Below are 18923 nucleotides of genomic sequence, written 5' to 3' on the forward strand. Positions count from 1 at the left end.
ACAACGGTACAACCGTGGGTGAGGTTCACGGACTGACGATTTTCGTGGCGAGCGCGGCGGTCACGTTTCTGTCGTTGGCGCGTACCGCACCGGGCGTCTCGCTCTGGACTCACGTAAGCCGCTATATGTTCGCGATTGCCACCGGGCTGGCCCTCGATGTCGTGGTGACGTGGGCGCTCTGGGCCGTAGGCTTTCCAATCGTGAATGGGACCTTGCGGCGAAATATCGGCGTGCTGGAAATCCGGGTTACCGCCGGCCAACACTAGTCCGGTGTAGCCGCCGCGCGAAAAGCCGAAAAACCCATCCGTTCCGGGTCGATCTTGGCTGCGTCGGGCGCTGCACTTCGTATGTAATCGATGAGACGCTTGACGTCAGTCGGCCGCTCGACGAAGGAAGACATGTCGTCCCCGCGAGTCAGGTCGGAGATGCTTCGAGCGACTTTGCAGTGTTATCACCACTGGATACCTACCCTGTACGCTAGGCGAAATCATATCCCTTCAGGAAGAGCGTACTCGTACGACGCGGTTGAACTTATGATCTGGGCAAGCCCGTAGCCGAATGGCGTGTGTCGCCCGCCGGCACTAAACGACCCGTTGCCGCCAGTTGGACTGGAGCCATTTGAACGGCTGCTTCCAAGGCTTGAACGGTCGCTCGCGACAATGCCACTCGCACCGATCCGGGAAGCCGTCGCTAGACAGATCGCTACGGCTTCTCCAAGGGCGCAACGCCGAGCGGTTCCACTCATCTTGCCGCCGAGGCGGCGAGCATCGACGAAGGTATCCAGGCCGCTTTTTTAGAACGCCGCCGCGCCTGCCGCTGCGTTCCGTGCCACGTCGTACATGACACATGTCGCGCGCAGCCTTTCGACGTTCAACTTTGGGGGAACCTCCCTCCGTCGATGGACGCTATCGTCGCCGACCGCAGAGAACGTCCTGATGTCCGCACGTAGGACTTTAGCCGGCGAATTGGTGCCCGTCATCATCTTCCGGGTTGCGATGAAAACGATTCTTTGGTGATTCATGCAACGCTTTGTTATGCACTTCTAACGGAGCCGTCAGAACCAAAAATGTCGGCCAAGCACTCGTGTGTGACTTGAATTCAAAACGTCTTGTTGACGATTCGCTGTTTGAAGAAGCGACCTCCGTCCAAGCGCAGCACAGGTAGTTGAGGTGGTGCAGTTATGAAGGAACGTCCTAGATAGCCATGCGAACTGCTGGAGCACTTACCCGGGAGGTTCATTGGTTGCGCCGTACCGCTACTGCGACAAGTCAACGTCTATAGAGCCGAGCGCGCCGACGTGCGTAGGCTGAGCCGCGGCTGTATGCATCCTCTTCGGTAGGAAACATCACTGCGCTGTCGTGGCGGGCCTCGGTGATCTTGGGCCCTGTCAGATCTATATCTACAACAGTGAAAGCGAAGCCGCCAGCAACTAGCGGGTGTACCACGACGTGGTATTCATGATTTCCAACCTTAATCAAGCGCGGCATGAGGAATTCCATCGGTAGCGAAACACAACAAGAAATTCATTGTGCGCGTTTTGCGAATCGAGGAATGACGGTTTGAGAAGCCCACTGCTATTTCGACGTCGAATGACTGATGCACAGGCACGAATGAGCGAAAACGACTCGCGAGTACGCGCATAACGGGCGTACTCACCCACTATGCCGAGAATTTGAAATTCGGCGAGCAAAGTGGATGGAAGCGTGACAACGAAACATCCCAGTTCTGAGCGAACCTGACATAGCGAAAAAAAACTGTTCAGTCTGGTGCCGCGCCAGCACTTTCATCGTTGGCGCACCCGTCGATGAACCTCTTGGCCTGCCGTTCCGCATATCGGAATCCGTCATCGGGCGTCAGGAAATTGAGCTGCTCAGGAAGGCTGACGACCGGCGCAGCACCCGAGTCGAACGAAAGAATCGTCCAAGAGACGGCGTACCGGACCTGCTGGCCGTCAAGCGACGGCGATTTGCTAGAAACGACGCGCACATCGATGGTGTACCCGCGATAGGGCACACACGATTGGTTTTCCATGCTCACTCCCTTGCACACCTTGAGCGGCATGTGCGACCACTATACGCGCTATCTCAGTTGCACGCCCGGAGAACTGCCCAGCCGCGCGAGCGAACCAAAACAGCGGCGCCCTTCAGCGCCGCAATGAATAACGAGGGATAAATGACCTGCACGCAAGAAGGGTTCGAGAGCGATGTCGCAGAGCACCTGGTGGGAGTCGAGATTTTCTCGCGCGACAACTGGTGGAAACTGCCACCGACGTCGTCTTGCAAACATGCGCAAAGCGATTGCGAGCGGTCTGCTGAGACTCGAGCCAGCGACATGTCAAGTCCTCAGGGATGCGAACAGCATGCTTTTGAAGGGAGCCTGCGGTCAGCTCAAGGACGAACCGGAATGGTTCTTGCCACGATAAGAGCGGTCAATTGAACGTCCGCTGATATCTCTGGCGAGCGTCGCCTACTGGCCGACTCCGGAATTCGATGAGGTCGCTGTCGAATCGGTGGAGAGCCGCTTCCCGCTCCCGGTCGCGCGCAGGCTGAGGTGTTCAGTTATCCACAGATTACGTGGATAACCGTGTAGATAACGCCCCGACGCAGGCGCTATGGCGCTATGTTTTTGAAGGGAAACATCAAACGCATGGTGATGCATGTCAACGCGCGACACGACTGCGTTATGTCAAGCAGTTGGCTGCGCCGCCGCTTGATACTCGCGGTGTTGTCGCGACAGCGGAGATCGCGCAGCTCGTTGTCGGTTCGCAGACCAGCTCGTGTTAATCGTCAGAATCTAAGTGATACGACCATCAGGCGTGCGCGATGAAGAACAGGATAGCCGGGTATGCAATCCGTTCGGACAGATTCAGTAATGCCTGAGGGCTTTCGCGGCAAGCGGCGCTCAGTATCGCGGACGCAGCGCTCGCTGGGCTTCGTTATCGAAGCCGTCATCGGCGCAGACGATCTGGCGTTCCAAGTAGCCGATGACGGACGAGTTCCCGGGCTGCGCACGTTCCAAAACGCACAGATTGTCGCTAAAAAGGGCGATAACTGCTTATGGATTAAAACGCAAACTTGCGAGCAGGACGGTCATGGTTTGCGCCACTTATCACGACCTCCTTTGTCTGTATTACGAACGCGCTCGACGAGCGGGTCGTGCCCCCTATTGAGCTCTCTCGCACGTTCAATCGCTTCGCGCTGAGTCGGAAGTACGTCGCTCGCCCGTTGCGAGTTGGGGCGCCGAACCGCATAGTCGCCTTCAGGGCGACGTTCAACAAAGATTTTGTTTGGCATATCAATTCCAAGTTCGTCGGACAGCGGGAAGCCAATGATGGCTTCCCGCGAGTCGCTCATTTCTTCGTCATGTGCCGACGGTTACTGCTTCTGCTTGTTGCCGCGCAGCACAATGCGAAACGGACGGCCGTCAGGGCGACGAATCACGCGACCTTTGACCGTGATGGTCATTCGATAAATGACCTGTTCAGTTTCGTTTTGAGGCATCGAATGCTCCCAGAAACGACCCCAACATCGAACTTGGTCGTTGACAGTACCCGGCCCGCGGAACTATCATTTCTGCTCTCACACAGTAGTAACCAAGATGCAAAGCTCATGGGATCTGTTGAGTTTTGCATTTTTCGGAAGGCTCAACGCGCTAACGTTGGGCCTTTTTACTGCCCTTCGGAAAAGTCGAGCGTCAACTGACAGATCGGCTGCAAACCGAGTCTCGATAAGACGTGGTCAGAAAAAAGATCGGCTTGCCATTCAGCGTCTTCTTCTTTCGTTGGCCGTCCGCTCTTTTCGTTGTGCAGCAGCGCCTTATGCCCTAGCACAAGATGGCCAAGCTCGTGGAATAAGGTGCTCACTGCATCTCGCTCACCGGCGCAGGCCCTTCGATAAAGACCTTCCGGCAGCACGATCTTGAACTTGCTCGGGTCGCAGACGGCATCGGTTCCCCACCACCACTGCTCATCCTCGATCAAATCGACACAGATATGGTACGTGGCGAGTTGCTCGATAAATCCTGCCATGCTCCCGAGAGTTCTCCGATTGATGCGAAACATAGCGCAGAAACGATTAGCGCTATGTACCACTTCATCGGCATCCAACGGCGTCACACGATTACCTCTTAATTGGTAGGGTAAGAGACCCGCGTCATGCATTTCATGCCTTTTTTCGTTTGTTAATCTTTTCGAGAAACTGTGCGACCACCTTCAGTTCTTCGGCCGTGAACTCAGACTTCGCGAAGCCAGCCACTAGCATTTGCTGCTGCAGCGGAAGGCCATCAATCGGAACAACTTCATTCGATACTGCTGCAAGCTTCGCAAGTTCAGCAATCGGATGCCCCTTGTCTTCGAAGAACGCTTCGATCTTCGAAACCCATTGATCGCTCACCTTCTTGCGGCCTGTTTCCATCGCGCTGAGGAACGATGCGGTCGTGCCTAGTTCCTCAGCCATCGTCAAAAGCGTCTGCCCTGCGTCGACCCGCGCCTTCCGCACGGCTTTGCCGAATGCGGTGAGTGCCATCTTTGACCCCTGTCTCGTTACCTAACTTAAGTAGGGTCAATTTTAGTGCGCGCAGCCGTGAAACGCAAGAGTTAAGTAGCAAAAATTCAACCAAATAAGTTGATTTTTTGCCCCACTCCCAAAAGAATCGACGTCGCCTAGGTTCGATTGAGGCATTGTATCGTGCGACGGAACGAATCTCCACAATATCTTGTGTTTCTAGACGATAAATCACTATATATAGTGGAAATTCACTTTCCAACGACGAGGCGGCTTGAAATCGCGGACCTCGCCCGACGACGACCCAAATTGCTCGGCCTTCTCCTTTGCAGCCCCCGTCACGCCCATCTTCTCTTTACCCGGCCTTGCCTCCCGACCTCCTAGGCCAAGGTTGCTCTATGTCGATCAACAAAAGAGGAGGCTATCAGCTCCCATCAGATGAAGGCCCGCCCGACCCGGACACGATGGCCCGCGTTTGGAGGGTTGATTCCATAAAGTCTTCTGCGCAGCTGCCGTTAAGCGCGGCATGAACGATAAAAAACCCTTCGAAATCACGCCCAGCGCTTCTTTGCACGACGCGGCCAAATCCATTGGCCTGACCGTCGCCACCCTGCGGAAAGCGCAAGGCAAGCCCAATCCGAACGACTTCCCTGTGGGCACACCGGAATTCGAGAAATACGAGTCCGAGTTCCTTGACGACGTTCTTGCTTTCATGGGCGACCCGGACTAATCGGATGCGTTCGACGGATCCAGCGTCTAAAGCCGCCACAGCCCACATCGAGCAAGCGATCACGCGAAGCCATAGTTGAGAGAAGCGATGACCGCCGTCCCGTCGATTTTCTGCGACGAATGTGGGGCTGAAGCCCGCTTCGGTCCCGCAAACTGCCCGCGTTGCAGCGCGACGTTGCCACGGATGACGGCATCTCAAGAGCCGCCGCCTGACTCCGTCCCGTCCTCGCACCGGCGGTCCATCGTCCATAAAGGCGCGTTTGCCTTGGGCGTCCTGCTTGTCGGAACGGTTACCCTCGCGACCATCCTCTTGACGCCCTCCGGAAATCACGCGAGCCGTGCGAAGGGCAGCACAACAGCGAGCGGACGGGTCATGACCGAGCCCGATCAAGACGCCGCCAAGGGCTACAGGCCCACGCGTTAAAGGTTTCACGTTGACCGTCACTTGGCGTCTGTGGACCTTGCCTGTTTGCGTGGCGAACACGCGAGCGTTTTCACCCCTGCTCCCTTAGAGCAAACCCTCGACGGAACCGTGGGCGCGGTCTGTCCGAAGCTGGCCGACAATCTCCCTGCCCGTTCCATTCAGCAAGAACATTTGGATGCGTAACTTGTGTCGGCTTCGACACCCCGCTAGTAGCGGGATCGACTTCTTGTCTAAGGGTCCCACAGCCACTCACTGATTTTCTCGTGCCATAGGAACCTTTGGCTACTCAAAGCCGAAACTCTTTCGATGGCGCGCCATTTGTAAGCGGTGCGGGGCTTCTAGAGAAAGGAGCGGCACGTTGGAAACGCTTAGAACTGTTTGCGCCTTAGCACTGAGACCGGGTTTGACTAGCACCGCCCCATCATCGCTAAAGCTCACCAGTCCCGCGTCGAAAGCGGCGTCCCAATGAGCGCACAGAAGCAAGCCGTTGAATACGTCAAGCCGTTCCGCATCACTCGCACAATCGGCCCAGGGAACGATGTGGCTGGCGCGCAGAAGCGCGGGATCGCTGACCCCGGTGAGCGGACAGGCGCCCCAGTAATCGATGAGCGCGGCGCGGAACAAATCCTGCCCCACGCGCTGGCGCACGATGCGGTCGATCTCGGTATTTCCCAAGCCCGCGACTTCAGCCTCGAACTGCGTAAAGGGAAACGTCGGCAGGCTCCGCGCGAGGCGGAAGGCGCGGCTAAGCGCGCGGCGCATTTCAGCTTGCTGCGCGAACGCGAACGCGCCTTTGCAAGACGGCGGGGCCGGACCGGAGATCGCCGCTGGAAATTCTGACGCGAGAATTTTCGCAACCCCGGCATGCTCCACCGCCAGGAACCAGGGCGCGCCGTCGTCGCCCGCTCCGCAAGCAAGCGCCACCTCGCCGGGCACCCCCTCGTCCGAGCGAAACCACAACCACCCATCCGCCTCGCCATTGGGCCGGCGATAGCCGTGGTTCCACGCGGCCTGCTCCAATTCGGTACGCAGGATCGGATGCGCCGTGGGACGGCGAGAACTCGTAGAGATCACCGGTAACCCTTTAGTCGTGGGCGCATCCCCTGCGCGATGAGGTCGTCGTAGGCCGCCAGGACTAGGCGGCGGGTGCGGTATTCATCAAATTTGCGCTCCTCGTTGGACTTGAGGACGCGAAAAGTCTCGCTGGGATAGTCCGGCCCCATGATGTCGGCGGGGTCGAGGACATAGCGCAACTCGTCGCGGATCAGGCCATAGGCGAGCGCATACCAAGCGTCGAGCTCGGCGCGCAACTGCGCGCGCCGGCCCTCGTCCCATGCGAAAGGCGCACCCGCATAACCAAGGTCCCGCGCAAATGGGGCCATAGAATGGCTGGTGTAGGTCAACTCCAGCACGCGCGGGACGATGAAGGCGAGATCGGCGTCCGAGTAGGCGGAGGGAGGAAGGATAGGAAGCTGTGCGACGTAGAACCAATTCAGATTCGTCCCGCCAAGCTTATTCCTCGCTATCATGTCGACAATTATAGAATTTAGTGATCCTATCAATCCACATGTCGTCGGCACGGCGATGCTGTTTGGAAACAGGACGTGCAAACTGTTCCCAGCCCCAGACAGCGGCATAAATGTCGAAAAAATGGTCCGTTCATTGGTCGTATTGGTAATTTTTCTGACGCCAATCATGAACTGACGAGACCAATTTCGCTCCTTAAGCTTGGCTTCAACCAAATCTCTGGCAATTAGGTATCGAGTAAATGGCTCTCGTGAATCGGCGATCACTTCCGATTCCGACGCCCGATCATCACCGTCTTCGGCTGAAGCATTCCAGCAAGCGTCAAAAAAATGAATATACTTGGCTTCCATTAACGGGACATAAGTGGATGGAACGCTTCCATTAAGGGAACTCCTATCCACGAAACTGCCCGCATCATAAGTCATATCGAAAAATTTACTGGCGTAGTCCAAGTTCCACGCGTTACCCCCCCTGCGCTTTTCCTCAATCAATACTGGCACACGATTGTAAATACTGGCGGTCAGTTCTGCGTCGCGGCGGGACCGGAAGACCGGGGCGGTCTTCGTGTTCGGGTTGATCCGGGCGATTTCTTGCGGCGACAGGGTGAAGCGGCGGCGCCCATCCTCCAACTGCACGGGATCAGTCAGGAAAAAAGCGAAGTCCGCCGCCGTAACGCCCGTGCCGATGGTCAGTAGACAGAACTTGAAGCTTCGATGGACACCGGGAAAAAGCGGTGCGCTATTCTCAAAATCGTTCAGTGCGGCAAGCCACTGCCCGTCCACCAGATGCCCAAAGAACGGCGCTGTAGTCGCGTCGGTCGCGATCCCGGTCGGCACAATCACGCCCGCCCTTCCACCCTTGCGTACTAACTTCAGGAAGTGCTCAGCGAAAAGCGCGTAAGTGTTCACGTCGCCGCGCCCGGTCCAGGGATAGCGCCGACTCGGAGCAGGTTTGACGCCCAAGGGCAGCTTGGTCGGGTCCTCGTCCTTGGGCGAAGTGAAAAACACACCCGAGGCCTCGGCAAGGCGCTTGGCGGTCTCAAAGCGGTCAATCCAACTGCGTTCGTAACTGCCCGCTTCGGCCTCCGCCCACTTGCGGATAAGGCGGGTGCGCGCGGCGGCGTTGGCGGCTTCAGCCACGGCTGTGCCGGCAAAGAACTCCTGCTCCTGAAGCTTGATTCGCTCCCACGGCGGATTGCCTATCACCACGTCGAAGCCGCCTCGCTCGATCATCACGTCCGGGAAGGCGAGTGGCCAGTGCAACAGGCGTGCGGCTTTGGCCATTTCTACGGCAGCGGTCTCCAGTTGCGGGTAGACCTGCCCGCCACCAAGCCGTTTGCGCACGTCGGCAGTCGTCGGAACCAGCCGCGCGCCGTGGCTGGGCGGAACTTTAGTCTTGGGCAAAAGGAAGGCTGTGACGTAGAGGTCGCACGCGACACGGGTAGCCCAGCGCGCCGGGTCGTGGCGCCAGGCCGCGTAGGCTTCGCGCTTCTTTTCCACCTGGCCCACGGTGTCCTCGGGCATCTTTCGGATTACGTTCAGGTTGGCCGCCAGCTTGGCCGGTGGCATCGCCCCGCCGCCGCCCGCGAAGTCGAACGCGCCTTGCCCGGACTTGGCGTCACGATTGGCCAGTAGGTAGTATTTCGCTGCGTCCTTGTTGTCCCCGGTCAGCGGCTTATACGCCTCATCAGGGATTCCCTGTTCCAACGCCTCCAGGTCGAACACCCCGAGCAGCGCGTCACCGCAGCGGATATTGCCGTCGAGGAAACCGAGCGGCTTTCCAGGCGAAACGCTCTCGATCCACAGCGCCACCTTGGCGAGTTCGACCGCCATTGGGTTACGGTCGACTCCGTGGATGCAGCGGCCGACGACGTCGCGGAGGGCCGCCTGCGTCTCCTCCTTGCCGGCGTCCTCGTTGCGCAACTTCGCCACGCGGTCGGCCATGCGGCGGGCGGCGCCAAGCAGGAAGTGGCCAGATCCGCAGGCCGGGTCGATCACCTTGAGATCGAGGATCGCTGCAACCTTGAGCTCAGGCGTGTCGGCCTCGTCCTCTGCCTTGCGCAGCACCGGCGCAAGTGCGCTGTCCAGCAGCATCTCAACGAGACTGTCGGGCGTGTAGTAACTTCCGCTGGTCTTTCGAGCATTGCCGCGCGCGCTGTCGCTGAGGTCGAAGACGTCATTGGTGCCCAGCTGCGGGGTGATCTCCAGCAGGCCTTCATAGACACTACCTAGCTCCTCGGTCTTGAGATCGCGCCAGTTAATGCGATGCGTCGCTCCACCGCGCGTGATGAAGCCCAGGTGGAACAGCGCAGTCAAGAAGCGCCGGTTGCTGATCTTCGCGCCGTTCATCATTGGCGTCGCTCCGGCGGAGAACAGACCGCCGAGCGCCGGCAGTCCAAGCAATTCCTGCCCGTGCTCCAGGCTGCAAAGAGTGATCTTCATCGCCTCCCAAGCATCGTGATGCGTGTCGCGAGCCACTCTGCGGCGCGCGCGTTCGCGCCAGAAGCCGAATGAATAGCTGTCGCGATAGAGAGCGCGCGACTCCTGGCTGACGCGACCGGGATGTAGCAGGTCGCGGTCCTCTGCTACAGCGAGGAAGATCAGGCGATAGGCGGTGCGCAGCAGCTCTTCGAAGAACGCAGTCAGCGCGGCGTGGTCGGCTAGCGTCTCGCGCAATCCCGGGTTGGCCTCGACGGCGCCCTGGCCGAGCTCCGCAAGCGCCTGACACACGTTCTTGTAAAGGTCTGCACGGGCGGTCTCGCCCTGCTTGAGCCCTTCGGCGCGCCAATCCTCCAGGGCGCAGTCGGACGGCGACGCGCCTGCCGCGCCGAAGCGGGTGGCGTGGATTAGCAACCACCACGCGGTGAAGTCGGCGAACATCTCCTCACGAAAGATGGCGCCAAGGTCTGCCTCAATCCATGCGGGACGGGTGAGGCTGGCGTTGTCGCGCATTAGGCGCACCCTGTCGCCCGCAAAGACGAAACCCCACAGTGCCTGGTCGGCACTGTTGAGCCAGTCCTGCAGCAACGACACAGGGCTGCGTTTGAGACGGCCACCACCTGCACCGTCGCCGAACTCGAGTGCGGCCAGGTTGAACGTCTCACGACCCGCGGCGGGCGCCGCCACGACGACAGGAACGCGGCCCTGCTTCGCTTCCCAAGCGAGGCGGTAGCGACGATTGGCATCGGTGTATTCGACCGGGCCGGCAAGGTCGTCGAACCCAAAGCACTGCGAAAGCAAGTTGTGCACAAAACGGGCGGTGTGCGTGACGGTCTTATGCTCGATCCGCTCGTAGTCGGACCAGACTGCTTGGCCAATACGAAAGTAGCGCGCGATCTCGTCGTTCAGGTTGGTGCCGCGGGGACAGTCATAGCTGCTCGCGAGCTTGGGGGTAGCGGGAGCAGCGGTGATCTTTTGCACCTGCTCAGGGGCGATTAACCCGCCCTCGATGGTGACGGCGTCGAGGCCAAGCTCCGCGGCGCGGGAAAGGCGAGTCATCAGTTCGCCTCCGGCACGAGGACATAGAGGCCGATGACGTCGGCGGGCAGTACGGGTTCCACTTCGGTGGTGGCGCCTTCGCCACGAGTTGCAGCCTTCACGCGGTCGTGATCCTCGGACAGTTGGCCTGCACGCGTCCTAGCGTAGACAGCGATGGCGGATTGGTAATCATTAAGACGAGCAAGCGCCGCGTTGATCTGGCGGGCGATAACAGATGGCTCGATATTGCCGCTGGCGTCAGCTTCCAACAGCGCAAGTGCATCCGCGCCCAGCACGAAGGCCTCGGTGACGGCGGGGCCGAAAGCGAGCGCGGTGGCTTCCTCGGCCAATAAGGTGCGGCGGCCGCTGGTGGTGAGCTTGAAGCGCAGGCGCAGCAGCAGGACCGTGGTGAGCGTATCCACCGCACGCGTGCGCCAAGCCCCCGCGCGGCCGAGCGCGGCCTTGCCCTCCACCGAGGCGGGATCGAGTGCGCCCTCGGCCATCGTCTCGGCCAGCAGCGCGACGAGCGGATGAGTACGGCCGACATGTGCGACCTCGGGCGGCAGGCTGTCCTCGAAGCCGATCGCGCGGCTGCCGGTGAGCCTGCGCGCCGCGAGCCGCTCGCGCAACCGCTGAGGCATGTCGTCGAAGTGGACGCGCCAGTGCGCGCCCTGCTCGCCGAGTGGAGTATCGATGCGCCGCAGCGCGCGGCGGGTGAAGCGGCTCACTTCCTCCGGCCCGCCGAGCAGGGCGCGCAGACGATGCCATTCGGGGAGAACTTCCTCGGGCTTGAGCGCGGACTGAGAATAGCGCGTCTGGCTGCGGCGGGCGTCCTCCTCGGCGTTCTTCCATTTGTCGTCGAGCTTCGTGGCCGCGTCACCGAAGTCGAACATACCTTGCGCGCGTGGCCTGCTGGAATGGAGAAGCATGGCCTGCATCAGCGCGTTGGAGACACTGGCGGAATCCTCGGGCACCGGGACGACGACGCCGGTTTCTTTCTGGATGCGCTCCATCTTATTCTTGATAACCTTGATGACGGCGCCGTCAATAATCGAGTTCTCGCCGAACATCATCAGCGACCAAACTTCCGTCGCCTGCTGGCCGAAGCGGTCGACGCGCCCGTCGCGCTGCTGGTGGCGGGTGGGATTCCAGTTGAGGTCGTAGTGGACCACGGCGTTGAACAGCCGCTGCAGGTTGATGCCCTCCGACAGGCAGTCGGTAGCGACGAGAATGCGGTCGGGGTGGTCCTCCAGTGCTTCGACGCGCAGGCGGCGTTCCTCGGGCGTGAGGCGGCCGGTGACGACCTCGACTTTGTGCTTCTTAAACACCGCCTGCAGTGCGGTGCCGATAGCCTCGGCCGTGTTAATGAAGCGACAGAAGACGACTGGGCGTGCGCCCTTCTCCTTCGTAAGGTTGGTAATCCAACTAATCAGCTCGCGCAGCTTGGGGTCCTTCTCGAAGCTGGCAACCAGCCTTTCGGCCTTGGCGATCAAGTCACGCAGTTCGGCCGCTTCCTCGGCATCGAGGGCGGTAGCGGGTTCGAGGTCAGTGTCGGCGAAATCGCCCTCATCACTGTCGAAAATGATCGGTTCGAGCGCGTCCTTTTGGGCCATGCCACCGAGCCGGTTGCGCAGCGCGCTGAGCGCGGCGGCGGGTGAAGAACCGACGCAACGCATCAACGCTAGGGTGCCCCAGAAAGCCAGACGACGGGCCTTCTCGCCATCGACGCGAGAGGCGACGCCGACACAGTAATCCAGCACGTCCTCTTGGAAGTTCTGGAAGTCGCCAGCGAGTGTATACGGCGCGTCCTTCTTCATCCGGGTGGCAAAGGCGCGAGTCTCCCCCCACTTGTCAGCGATGTCGGGGCGGCGGCGCTGAACGAAGTGCTGCGCGAGGCGCCGACGGTAGCGTTCGACGGCGTTGGCATCGGGCGAATCCGGACCGCCAGTAAGATCGGAATGCAACAGGCTAAGCAGGCGCGCATAGGCATCCTGGTTGCCGCTGTGTGGGGTGGCGGTAAGCAACAGCATGTGCCGTCCGGTCTTCTCAGCCAGCGCTTCGAGCAAGGCGAATCGCTGGTGCGTGCCATTCTCGTTGCCGCCTACGCAAGTATGAGCCTCGTCGACAATGACGAATTCAGGGCAAGTCTGAGCGAAACTGGCGCGGCGGCTATCAGCCTTGATGTAGTCGAGGCTAACAACGGTGAAGGGATGCACAGCGAAGATGGTGTCGCCTGGCGCAAGGCCACGCTCCAGCGAACGAGCACGGCCGGAGGTGAGAGCAACGGCGTCTATGTCGAACTTCTCGGCTAGTTCACCCACCCACTGATCGACGAGGTGCGGCGGGCATAGAACGGTGAAGCGGTCGATCTCGCCACGGTCAAGCATCTCGCGCAGGATCATGCCTGCCTCGATAGTCTTGCCGATGCCTACGTCGTCAGCAATCAGCAGGCGCTTCACGTCGAGGCGCATCGCCATGAGCAACGGTACCAACTGGTAGGCACGCGGCTCAACGCCGAGATGCGCAGCGCTGCGGAACGGCCCCGCCCCGCGACGCAGCGAAAGACGCAGTGCGTCGGCCAGCATTCGCGCCGCGTCCTGCGTGTCGAGCTGGTCGGAACGCGGCGGGTCGAAGGTCGCGGGCTGAACTGGCGTTCGCTCAAGCGCAGTGGCAATGACGATGGCATCCTCCTCCGAACCGGACAGCGGGCGCACCCGCATTAGCCCATCGCCCGGCTTTCCAAGCACAATCCACTCACGATCGCGGGCCTTAACGAGATCGCCGGTTTGAAACTGTCCGGTCGAGAAAACGGCATTCATGCGGGCACTCCAAGCGCCGCCGCCAAGGCGGGCGGCATGGTCTCGCCGGGCAGTTCCGGCAGTTCAATGAGGTCCCGCCCGATCGCCGCGCAGCGGGCGACAAGTTCGGGCGGCGGGGTCCCGGCGACGGCCATGACCAGCAATTCCGGCCAGCACAGCGGCCAGGCGACGGCGGCGACGATCTCAGATCGAGGCGCGGGCGCGTTCCAGAGAGCAAGCGCCGCCACCCACGGATCGTCGCCTGTCGCGGCAGCGTCGGCCGGACGGTCGCGCTCGCAGCGAGCCATGCGCTCAATCACGTCGCGCACCTTTTCGTCCTCACGGTCGATCATCTCGTGGTCGGGCTGGTTGTAGTAGGACAACAAGCAGCGGTAGCACCCGGCGACGCAGGCATCATCGGTATCGTGCAAGTGACCATCCTCATCCCGCGCAAGGTGCATCAGATCTAGCGCCACTTCGGCGATGCGCTGCCAGCGTTCCGGGCCGTCCATCAGCCGCTTTAGCACGCCCGCGCCCCCCTCGGTCGCCTCATAAAGCAAGATCGCCTTGCGATCCTCGCGGGTCGGCAGCGGCTCGCCAAGCAGTTCGCCGGTTTCGAGCACGTGCTCGGCCTCGATGGCACGGATCAGCGCGTGCTGGAGCGTTGCCATTTGCGCGGTGGAAAGGCCAAGGCTTTTGTCGAAGCGCACTAGCAAGGCGTTCTTGGTGTCCTCCACCACGGGCACAACGGACTGGCGGCGAGCGGCCTTGGGATCTTCGTCCTGGTCATCGTCTGCATCAGGATCCTTGAGCCAGCGACCAGTCAGCGTATCGATGTCGAAGCCCGTATTCTCCTTCTTCTTGCGCCGCCGCAGACCCAGATTGACGCGTGAGAGCTTCGTCTGCGGGCCATAGCACAGGGCCGCCAGCGGGCTTGCGTCGGCCTGTAGAAGCAGGTCTTCCTGCCGCCGGGGATTCCATTCGAAGATCGTGCGCAAGTCGAAGCCACGCCGCTGGCGGTCCTCGTCGTTGGCGGTGATCCGCGCCCCCGGCACGGCATCAACGTTCTCGATGCGGTAAAGCTTCGAAAGCCTCCCTTCATCAGTCAGTACATCGTTGCAGACCACGCAGCGTTCCTGGGTCTCGCTCTCGTGCGCAGCGCCGCAGGACTGGCAGCACTTCATGGTGCGCGTGACCAGCATGTTGCCCTCGGTGCGCGAGCCAGCAGGCAGCTTGGCTCGATTGCAACGGTAGGCCTTGCCCTCATGGTAGACGAGGCTGTTAGGCCCGAACTCTGCAATCGCTAGGAAGCGCGGACGCTGCAGCACGGTGGAGGATTTGTCAGCATCGATGAAGGCGTAAAGCGGGAGGCGCGGGAAGTTGTAACCCGGTAAGAAGCCTTCGGTCGCCAGATACCGGTAAACATAGAAGTCCGAGCTTTGTGAGGACACGCCTGTCGCTAGCAGTTCCACCTGCTTATCTGCGCCCACGTAACGCGCTCGTGCTTCGCGCCGTTCCTGTGCGCCGAGCCCGGTACGCTGGCCGATGCGATGCGCTTCGTCTCGATCCTGACAGGCGGAACGATAGAGTTCGCGCCAGCGACGGAAGGCGCTGTTGAATTCCTTTGTACTTTTGCGCCACAAGCCGGCGACGAACTCAACGGGATCGCCGATCTGTGGCGCGCCTGCGGCAGGCAGGGCCGAGGCGACAATGCGCCCCGCGCGCGCTTCCACCGCCGTGTCCGCCGTCGCTGTCGCAAAGGCGGCGAGGATGGCCGGTTTCACCGGCAGGCCCTCGGCGTCCATGTCGAGGTTGTCTGGAATCGACTTGCCTAACGACTCCCTCGCCGCTGCCAGCCACTCCGCATGGACGTGGGCAGAAAGCAGGTCGGCATTGACGAGGTCTATCGCCGGCGCTTTGACTATCCCAGCGACGAGATCGATTCGCCGCTCAAAATAATATTGGTCATGGGGGCTTTGTGCCGCGCAATAAGTGACGACTAGTGCTGCTTGCCCGCTACGTCCGGCGCGGCCCGCTCGCTGAGCGTAATTGGCGGGCGTCGGCGGAGCATTGCGCATATAGACAACATTGAGCTGCGAGATGTCGACGCCCAGCTCCATCGTCGGCGAGCAATAAAGCAAAGGCAGGAAATCGCGCTTCTCGTTGATAACGCGGGGCTCGCCGGCCATCTCGGCCATACGGACCTTGTCGTTCGCTCCGAAGCGGAAGCGGCACTCACGCAGCTCGCGCAAGAGCGCGTCGACCTGCGCGGTATGTTCTCGCGCCTCAAAGGCCATAGGCAGATCGCCAGGCGTGCCAAGCCGCGCTGCGACGTCAGAATAGAGGCCCGCAAAGAACACGTTGCCCCGGTCATTCTCCGGCTTGCCCTCGCCCGGCCGGAGCCGCACCGCACCGGGCGCAAGCCGCCAGCCCGTCAGTGGTCCCACCGAGAACTGGCGCACCATCTGATGTTTCGCGGCCGCCGCCAGCATTGCCTCCAGCAATAGCTCGCGGTCGGCAAGGGGAATGTTCACGCCTGCCGTCTTGACCAACCTGCGCGCCAGCCCGCTTCGGCCCGAGACTCGCAACACACGGTCATGCTTTCCAGCGTGCACACCGATGACCAGCGTGTTCAGGAAATTCAGGTCCTTGTACTGCTCCTCGGCGCTGATCGCCCAGGGATCTTTGAGCACACTTCGCGACTTCTGGCCGACCTGTTCCAGCTCTACCGGATCGAGCGCATCAACGGCCACTGCCAAACCCTGGCGCATGGTGTCGAAAAGGTCGCGGAACATCGCTCGGCGTCTCTCTGCTGAGATTACCGAAAAAATCGCGAAGCCCCGGCGCTGCACGTCTGTCAGGCTCTCCTGATCCATACCGCCACAGCTCTCCTCGTCCTCCGCCAATTGCGTGACGCCGGGATAGTCGACGCGGATGAGGTCGAGCTGATTGAGGTTGGGATTGGTGAAACGCCATCCCCGCCGCAGGTCATTCCACAGGCGATGGGCGAGAACGCGGTTAATCGACGTTTTCGCCTCGTCGAGCGCGGCGAAGCCCTTAGGGTTCTCGTCTAGCATCCAAGCCGAGCGACGGCCCTTGTCCTCGGGATTGAAGCCGAGCGCTCTGCGTAGCGCATCGCCGAACTGCTCGTGCCCCAGTCCCTCGTCACCTGCAGCGCGCACCGCGCGCAGCATCGCCCCGCGAAGCAGGGTGACGAAGATGAAATCGTTGAAATGCCCAGACTGGAGCGCAGCGTCCTGCCGGTTGTCGGTAAAACCAAGTAGCTTACGCCGCGCCTTGTCGACGGGAACTTGCCCACGCTCCATCCAGTCGAGTGCGGCGGTGGTGATGAGGGTGGTGGCCGAACTGCGTCCTTCTGCTGAGAGGCCCGCCAGCTTGTTAATGTCACGTGCCTGCGGCGGAGGCTGGTTGCGGCAATGCGGGCAGAAGCGGAACCTGCCCGGAAAGAACCAAGCACGGACCCCGTCCATATCGCCGCGTCCGTCCGCGCCGAGCATCATTAACCGCCCGTCGTGCTTGCCGCGATGATTGGATTTGAGGCGCGGATCGCCGGACTTGGTCAGCTCCAGCCAGTCGTCCGGATAATCTTCTGCATTGCCGGTGAAGGCGAGCGCACCGTCGGCGTCAGGCACCAAGAAGCCGTGTTGCCATCCTTTGCTATCGATCCCGTCGATCGCAGTCTGGTCGATGGGGCGAGCGACCACCGTGCCGTCGTCGTCGATCGAGACCGAGTGCGCCTCATGCCCGCACTCCCGACAGAAGAAGACCGGGTAGAGGCGCGCCTCGCGATCTTCGCGGTCGTATTTCTCTGCCGCCAGCGCGACGCGGCGGGTTCCAGACGGCTGGAGCGTGGCATGGGCATGCCCCGCCCCTGAGAGAAAGCGGTGCAGCTTGAAAGCCATGAACGCTTGGCCGCGCTCGTCCTTGCACTCGCTCATAGCGACGAGGCGCACTTCCAGCGCCTTGCGGCAGAGCGCGGTGTCGAGGCCAGTGTGGCTCGCCAACGTCGCCGCCGCATCAGTTAGCGTCTGCGGCTTGCGACGGCGGCGGGCTTCCTCCTCGTCGAGGCCAATGTTCATCTCGATCCACACCGCTAGCGGATCGCGGCGGAACGCTTCGTGGCTCGTTGGGACCACCTCGGGCTGAAGCACCACCGCCTTAAGCGCGTCTGGCCGGCAAACTCCCTCAGTGCATCGCGACAGGCTCTCAGTAATTACGTCATCCTCATGAACCGGGCTGCCGAACAGCGTAGTGCCTACGTTCGCGACCGCCCTGCGCCCAGCATCCTCGTCGCCTGAGGCCATCGTTGCCGACGTGCCGATGCACAACATGCCGTGCGCGCCTAGACGCTCGCGCACGCGCCGCACCAACATTGCGACGTCGGCCCCCTGCCGCCCACGATAGGTATGCAGTTCGTCCAACACCAAGAACTCCAGCCCTTCCATGTTGGTGACGACTTCTTGGTCGAGACCGTCCTGCCGGGTCATCAGCAGTTCGAGCATCATAAAGTTGGTCAGAATAATGTCGGGCTTGGCAGCCGCAATGCGCTTACGTTCGCCGTCGCTCTCCTGGCCGGTGTAGCGTTCGAACGTCGGCTTCAGATGCGGGTCGATGCCACAGTCCTCGATGAATTTCTCCAGCTCTTCGCGCTGGGAATTGGCCAGCGCGTTCATCGGATAGATCACGATCGCGCGTGTGCGCTGCACAGCACCCGCGCGCTTAGCCTTAAGAATGCGATCGATGATCGGCACAAAGAAGCACAGCGACTTGCCAGAGCCGGTGCCGGTAGTGACGATGTAGTTACGATTCTGCAGCGCCTTCGATAGCGATTGGTCCTGGTGGCAATGCAGGCTTATTGCCGATCGTTCCGCGCCGAACGCAAAAATGTTCGGCAAGTCTGTGTCGATCACGCCTTCCTGCGCCAGATCCACCAGCGCACGGCCGCGCTCGAAATGCGGATTCACCCCAATCAGCGGCTCAGGCCAGAACTTCCCGCTGCGGTAGATCGCCTCGACCTGAGTGCGGATGTCTTGTGCTCGGATCATAGTGAAGGAGCGAGCGAATGCTTCGTAACGGCTCAGTAGGTCCGCATCGAGGTCAAAAACGTTCATCTACTTTCCCCTGATCATGGCATCCCATGAAAAATGTTGCGCAGCCAGAGTGGAGCTTAAAACAGCATATGGAGTGAGACGCGCCGAATACCCAAGGAACTGTCGACAGAACAAACGAGGTATCAATCGGCTGTGGGCGCGGGCATGCACTGGCCAATCCCTGGTTCATGCGCAGTCAACACACTGAAATTGGATCGGAATGTTAGCCCGGCAAGTCGGGCTCGCATAGCGCGAAACGTTAGTTTTCGCTTTTTCTAAAAAGCCATCGGTAACTGCCTGATCATCTTGTCACGTTCGAAATTTCGGTTTCATCGGCATTCCCGTTTCGCGATTGG

The 18923-nt window shown here is 60.7% G+C and carries 11 protein-coding genes; 2 read left to right on the top strand and 9 right to left on the bottom strand.

The window, feature by feature from the left end:
• The first annotated feature begins 14 nt into the window (after positions 1–14).
• Positions 15–266: a hypothetical protein gene (locus AWB72_RS29000; RefSeq protein WP_159459408.1), complete on the top strand. Its 252-nt coding sequence runs from the start codon at positions 15–17 to the stop codon at positions 264–266.
• A 1492-nt stretch (positions 267–1758) separates the two neighbouring features.
• On the opposite strand, the gene AWB72_RS25705 is transcribed toward AWB72_RS29000, so the two are convergent.
• The 5 genes from AWB72_RS25705 to AWB72_RS25720 all read right to left on the bottom strand — a co-directional run bounded on the left by AWB72_RS25705 (position 1759) and on the right by AWB72_RS25720 (position 4523).
• Positions 1759–2031: a hypothetical protein gene (locus AWB72_RS25705; protein ID WP_087128945.1), complete on the bottom strand. Its 273-nt coding sequence runs from the start codon at positions 2029–2031 to the stop codon at positions 1759–1761.
• A gap of 1058 nt (positions 2032–3089) precedes the next feature.
• The gene (locus AWB72_RS25710) at positions 3090–3353 is read right to left on the bottom strand and encodes a DUF2188 domain-containing protein (protein WP_244285751.1); all 264 of its coding nucleotides are present in this window, start codon (positions 3351–3353) and stop codon (positions 3090–3092) included.
• 21 nt (positions 3354–3374) lie between these two features.
• A complete protein-coding gene (locus tag AWB72_RS29725) occupies positions 3375–3500 on the bottom strand; it encodes a hypothetical protein (RefSeq protein ID WP_280174607.1) in 126 nt (41 codons plus the stop codon).
• 167 nt (positions 3501–3667) lie between these two features.
• A complete protein-coding gene (locus AWB72_RS25715; RefSeq protein ID WP_159459409.1) occupies positions 3668–4027 on the bottom strand; it encodes an ImmA/IrrE family metallo-endopeptidase in 360 nt (119 codons plus the stop codon).
• A gap of 133 nt (positions 4028–4160) precedes the next feature.
• Complete coding sequence (locus tag AWB72_RS25720) at positions 4161–4523, bottom strand: helix-turn-helix domain-containing protein (RefSeq protein WP_087128903.1); 363 nt, start codon at positions 4521–4523, stop codon at positions 4161–4163.
• A 505-nt stretch (positions 4524–5028) separates the two neighbouring features.
• Between AWB72_RS25720 and AWB72_RS25725 the strand changes: the two genes are divergently transcribed.
• Positions 5029–5232, top strand: a complete 204-nt coding sequence (locus AWB72_RS25725) for a hypothetical protein (RefSeq protein ID WP_087128905.1) — start codon at positions 5029–5031, stop codon at positions 5230–5232.
• Between the two features lie 705 nt (positions 5233–5937).
• Here AWB72_RS25725 and AWB72_RS25730 read toward each other — a convergent pair.
• From AWB72_RS25730 to AWB72_RS25745, 4 genes are read right to left on the bottom strand one after another with little or no spacing between them, the layout of a single operon-like run.
• Positions 5938–6675, bottom strand: a complete 738-nt coding sequence (locus AWB72_RS25730) for an HNH endonuclease (protein WP_208863188.1) — start codon at positions 6673–6675, stop codon at positions 5938–5940.
• Positions 6676–6725: 50 nt separating this feature from the next.
• Positions 6726–10679, bottom strand: a complete 3954-nt coding sequence (locus tag AWB72_RS25735) for an Eco57I restriction-modification methylase domain-containing protein (protein ID WP_087128906.1) — start codon at positions 10677–10679, stop codon at positions 6726–6728.
• On the bottom strand, positions 10679–13477 hold the full coding sequence (locus AWB72_RS25740) for a DEAD/DEAH box helicase (RefSeq protein WP_167550980.1): 2799 nt from the start codon (positions 13475–13477) through the stop codon (positions 10679–10681). Before AWB72_RS25740 ends, AWB72_RS25735 begins: the two co-directional genes overlap by 1 nt.
• On the bottom strand, positions 13474–18588 hold the full coding sequence (locus tag AWB72_RS25745; RefSeq protein ID WP_087128908.1) for a DEAD/DEAH box helicase family protein: 5115 nt from the start codon (positions 18586–18588) through the stop codon (positions 13474–13476). Before AWB72_RS25745 ends, AWB72_RS25740 begins: the two co-directional genes overlap by 4 nt.
• Between the last annotated feature and the right edge of the window lie 335 nt (positions 18589–18923).

The sequence above is a fragment of the Caballeronia concitans genome (assembly GCF_001544615.1).
Classification (GTDB): domain Bacteria; phylum Pseudomonadota; class Gammaproteobacteria; order Burkholderiales; family Burkholderiaceae; genus Caballeronia; species Caballeronia concitans.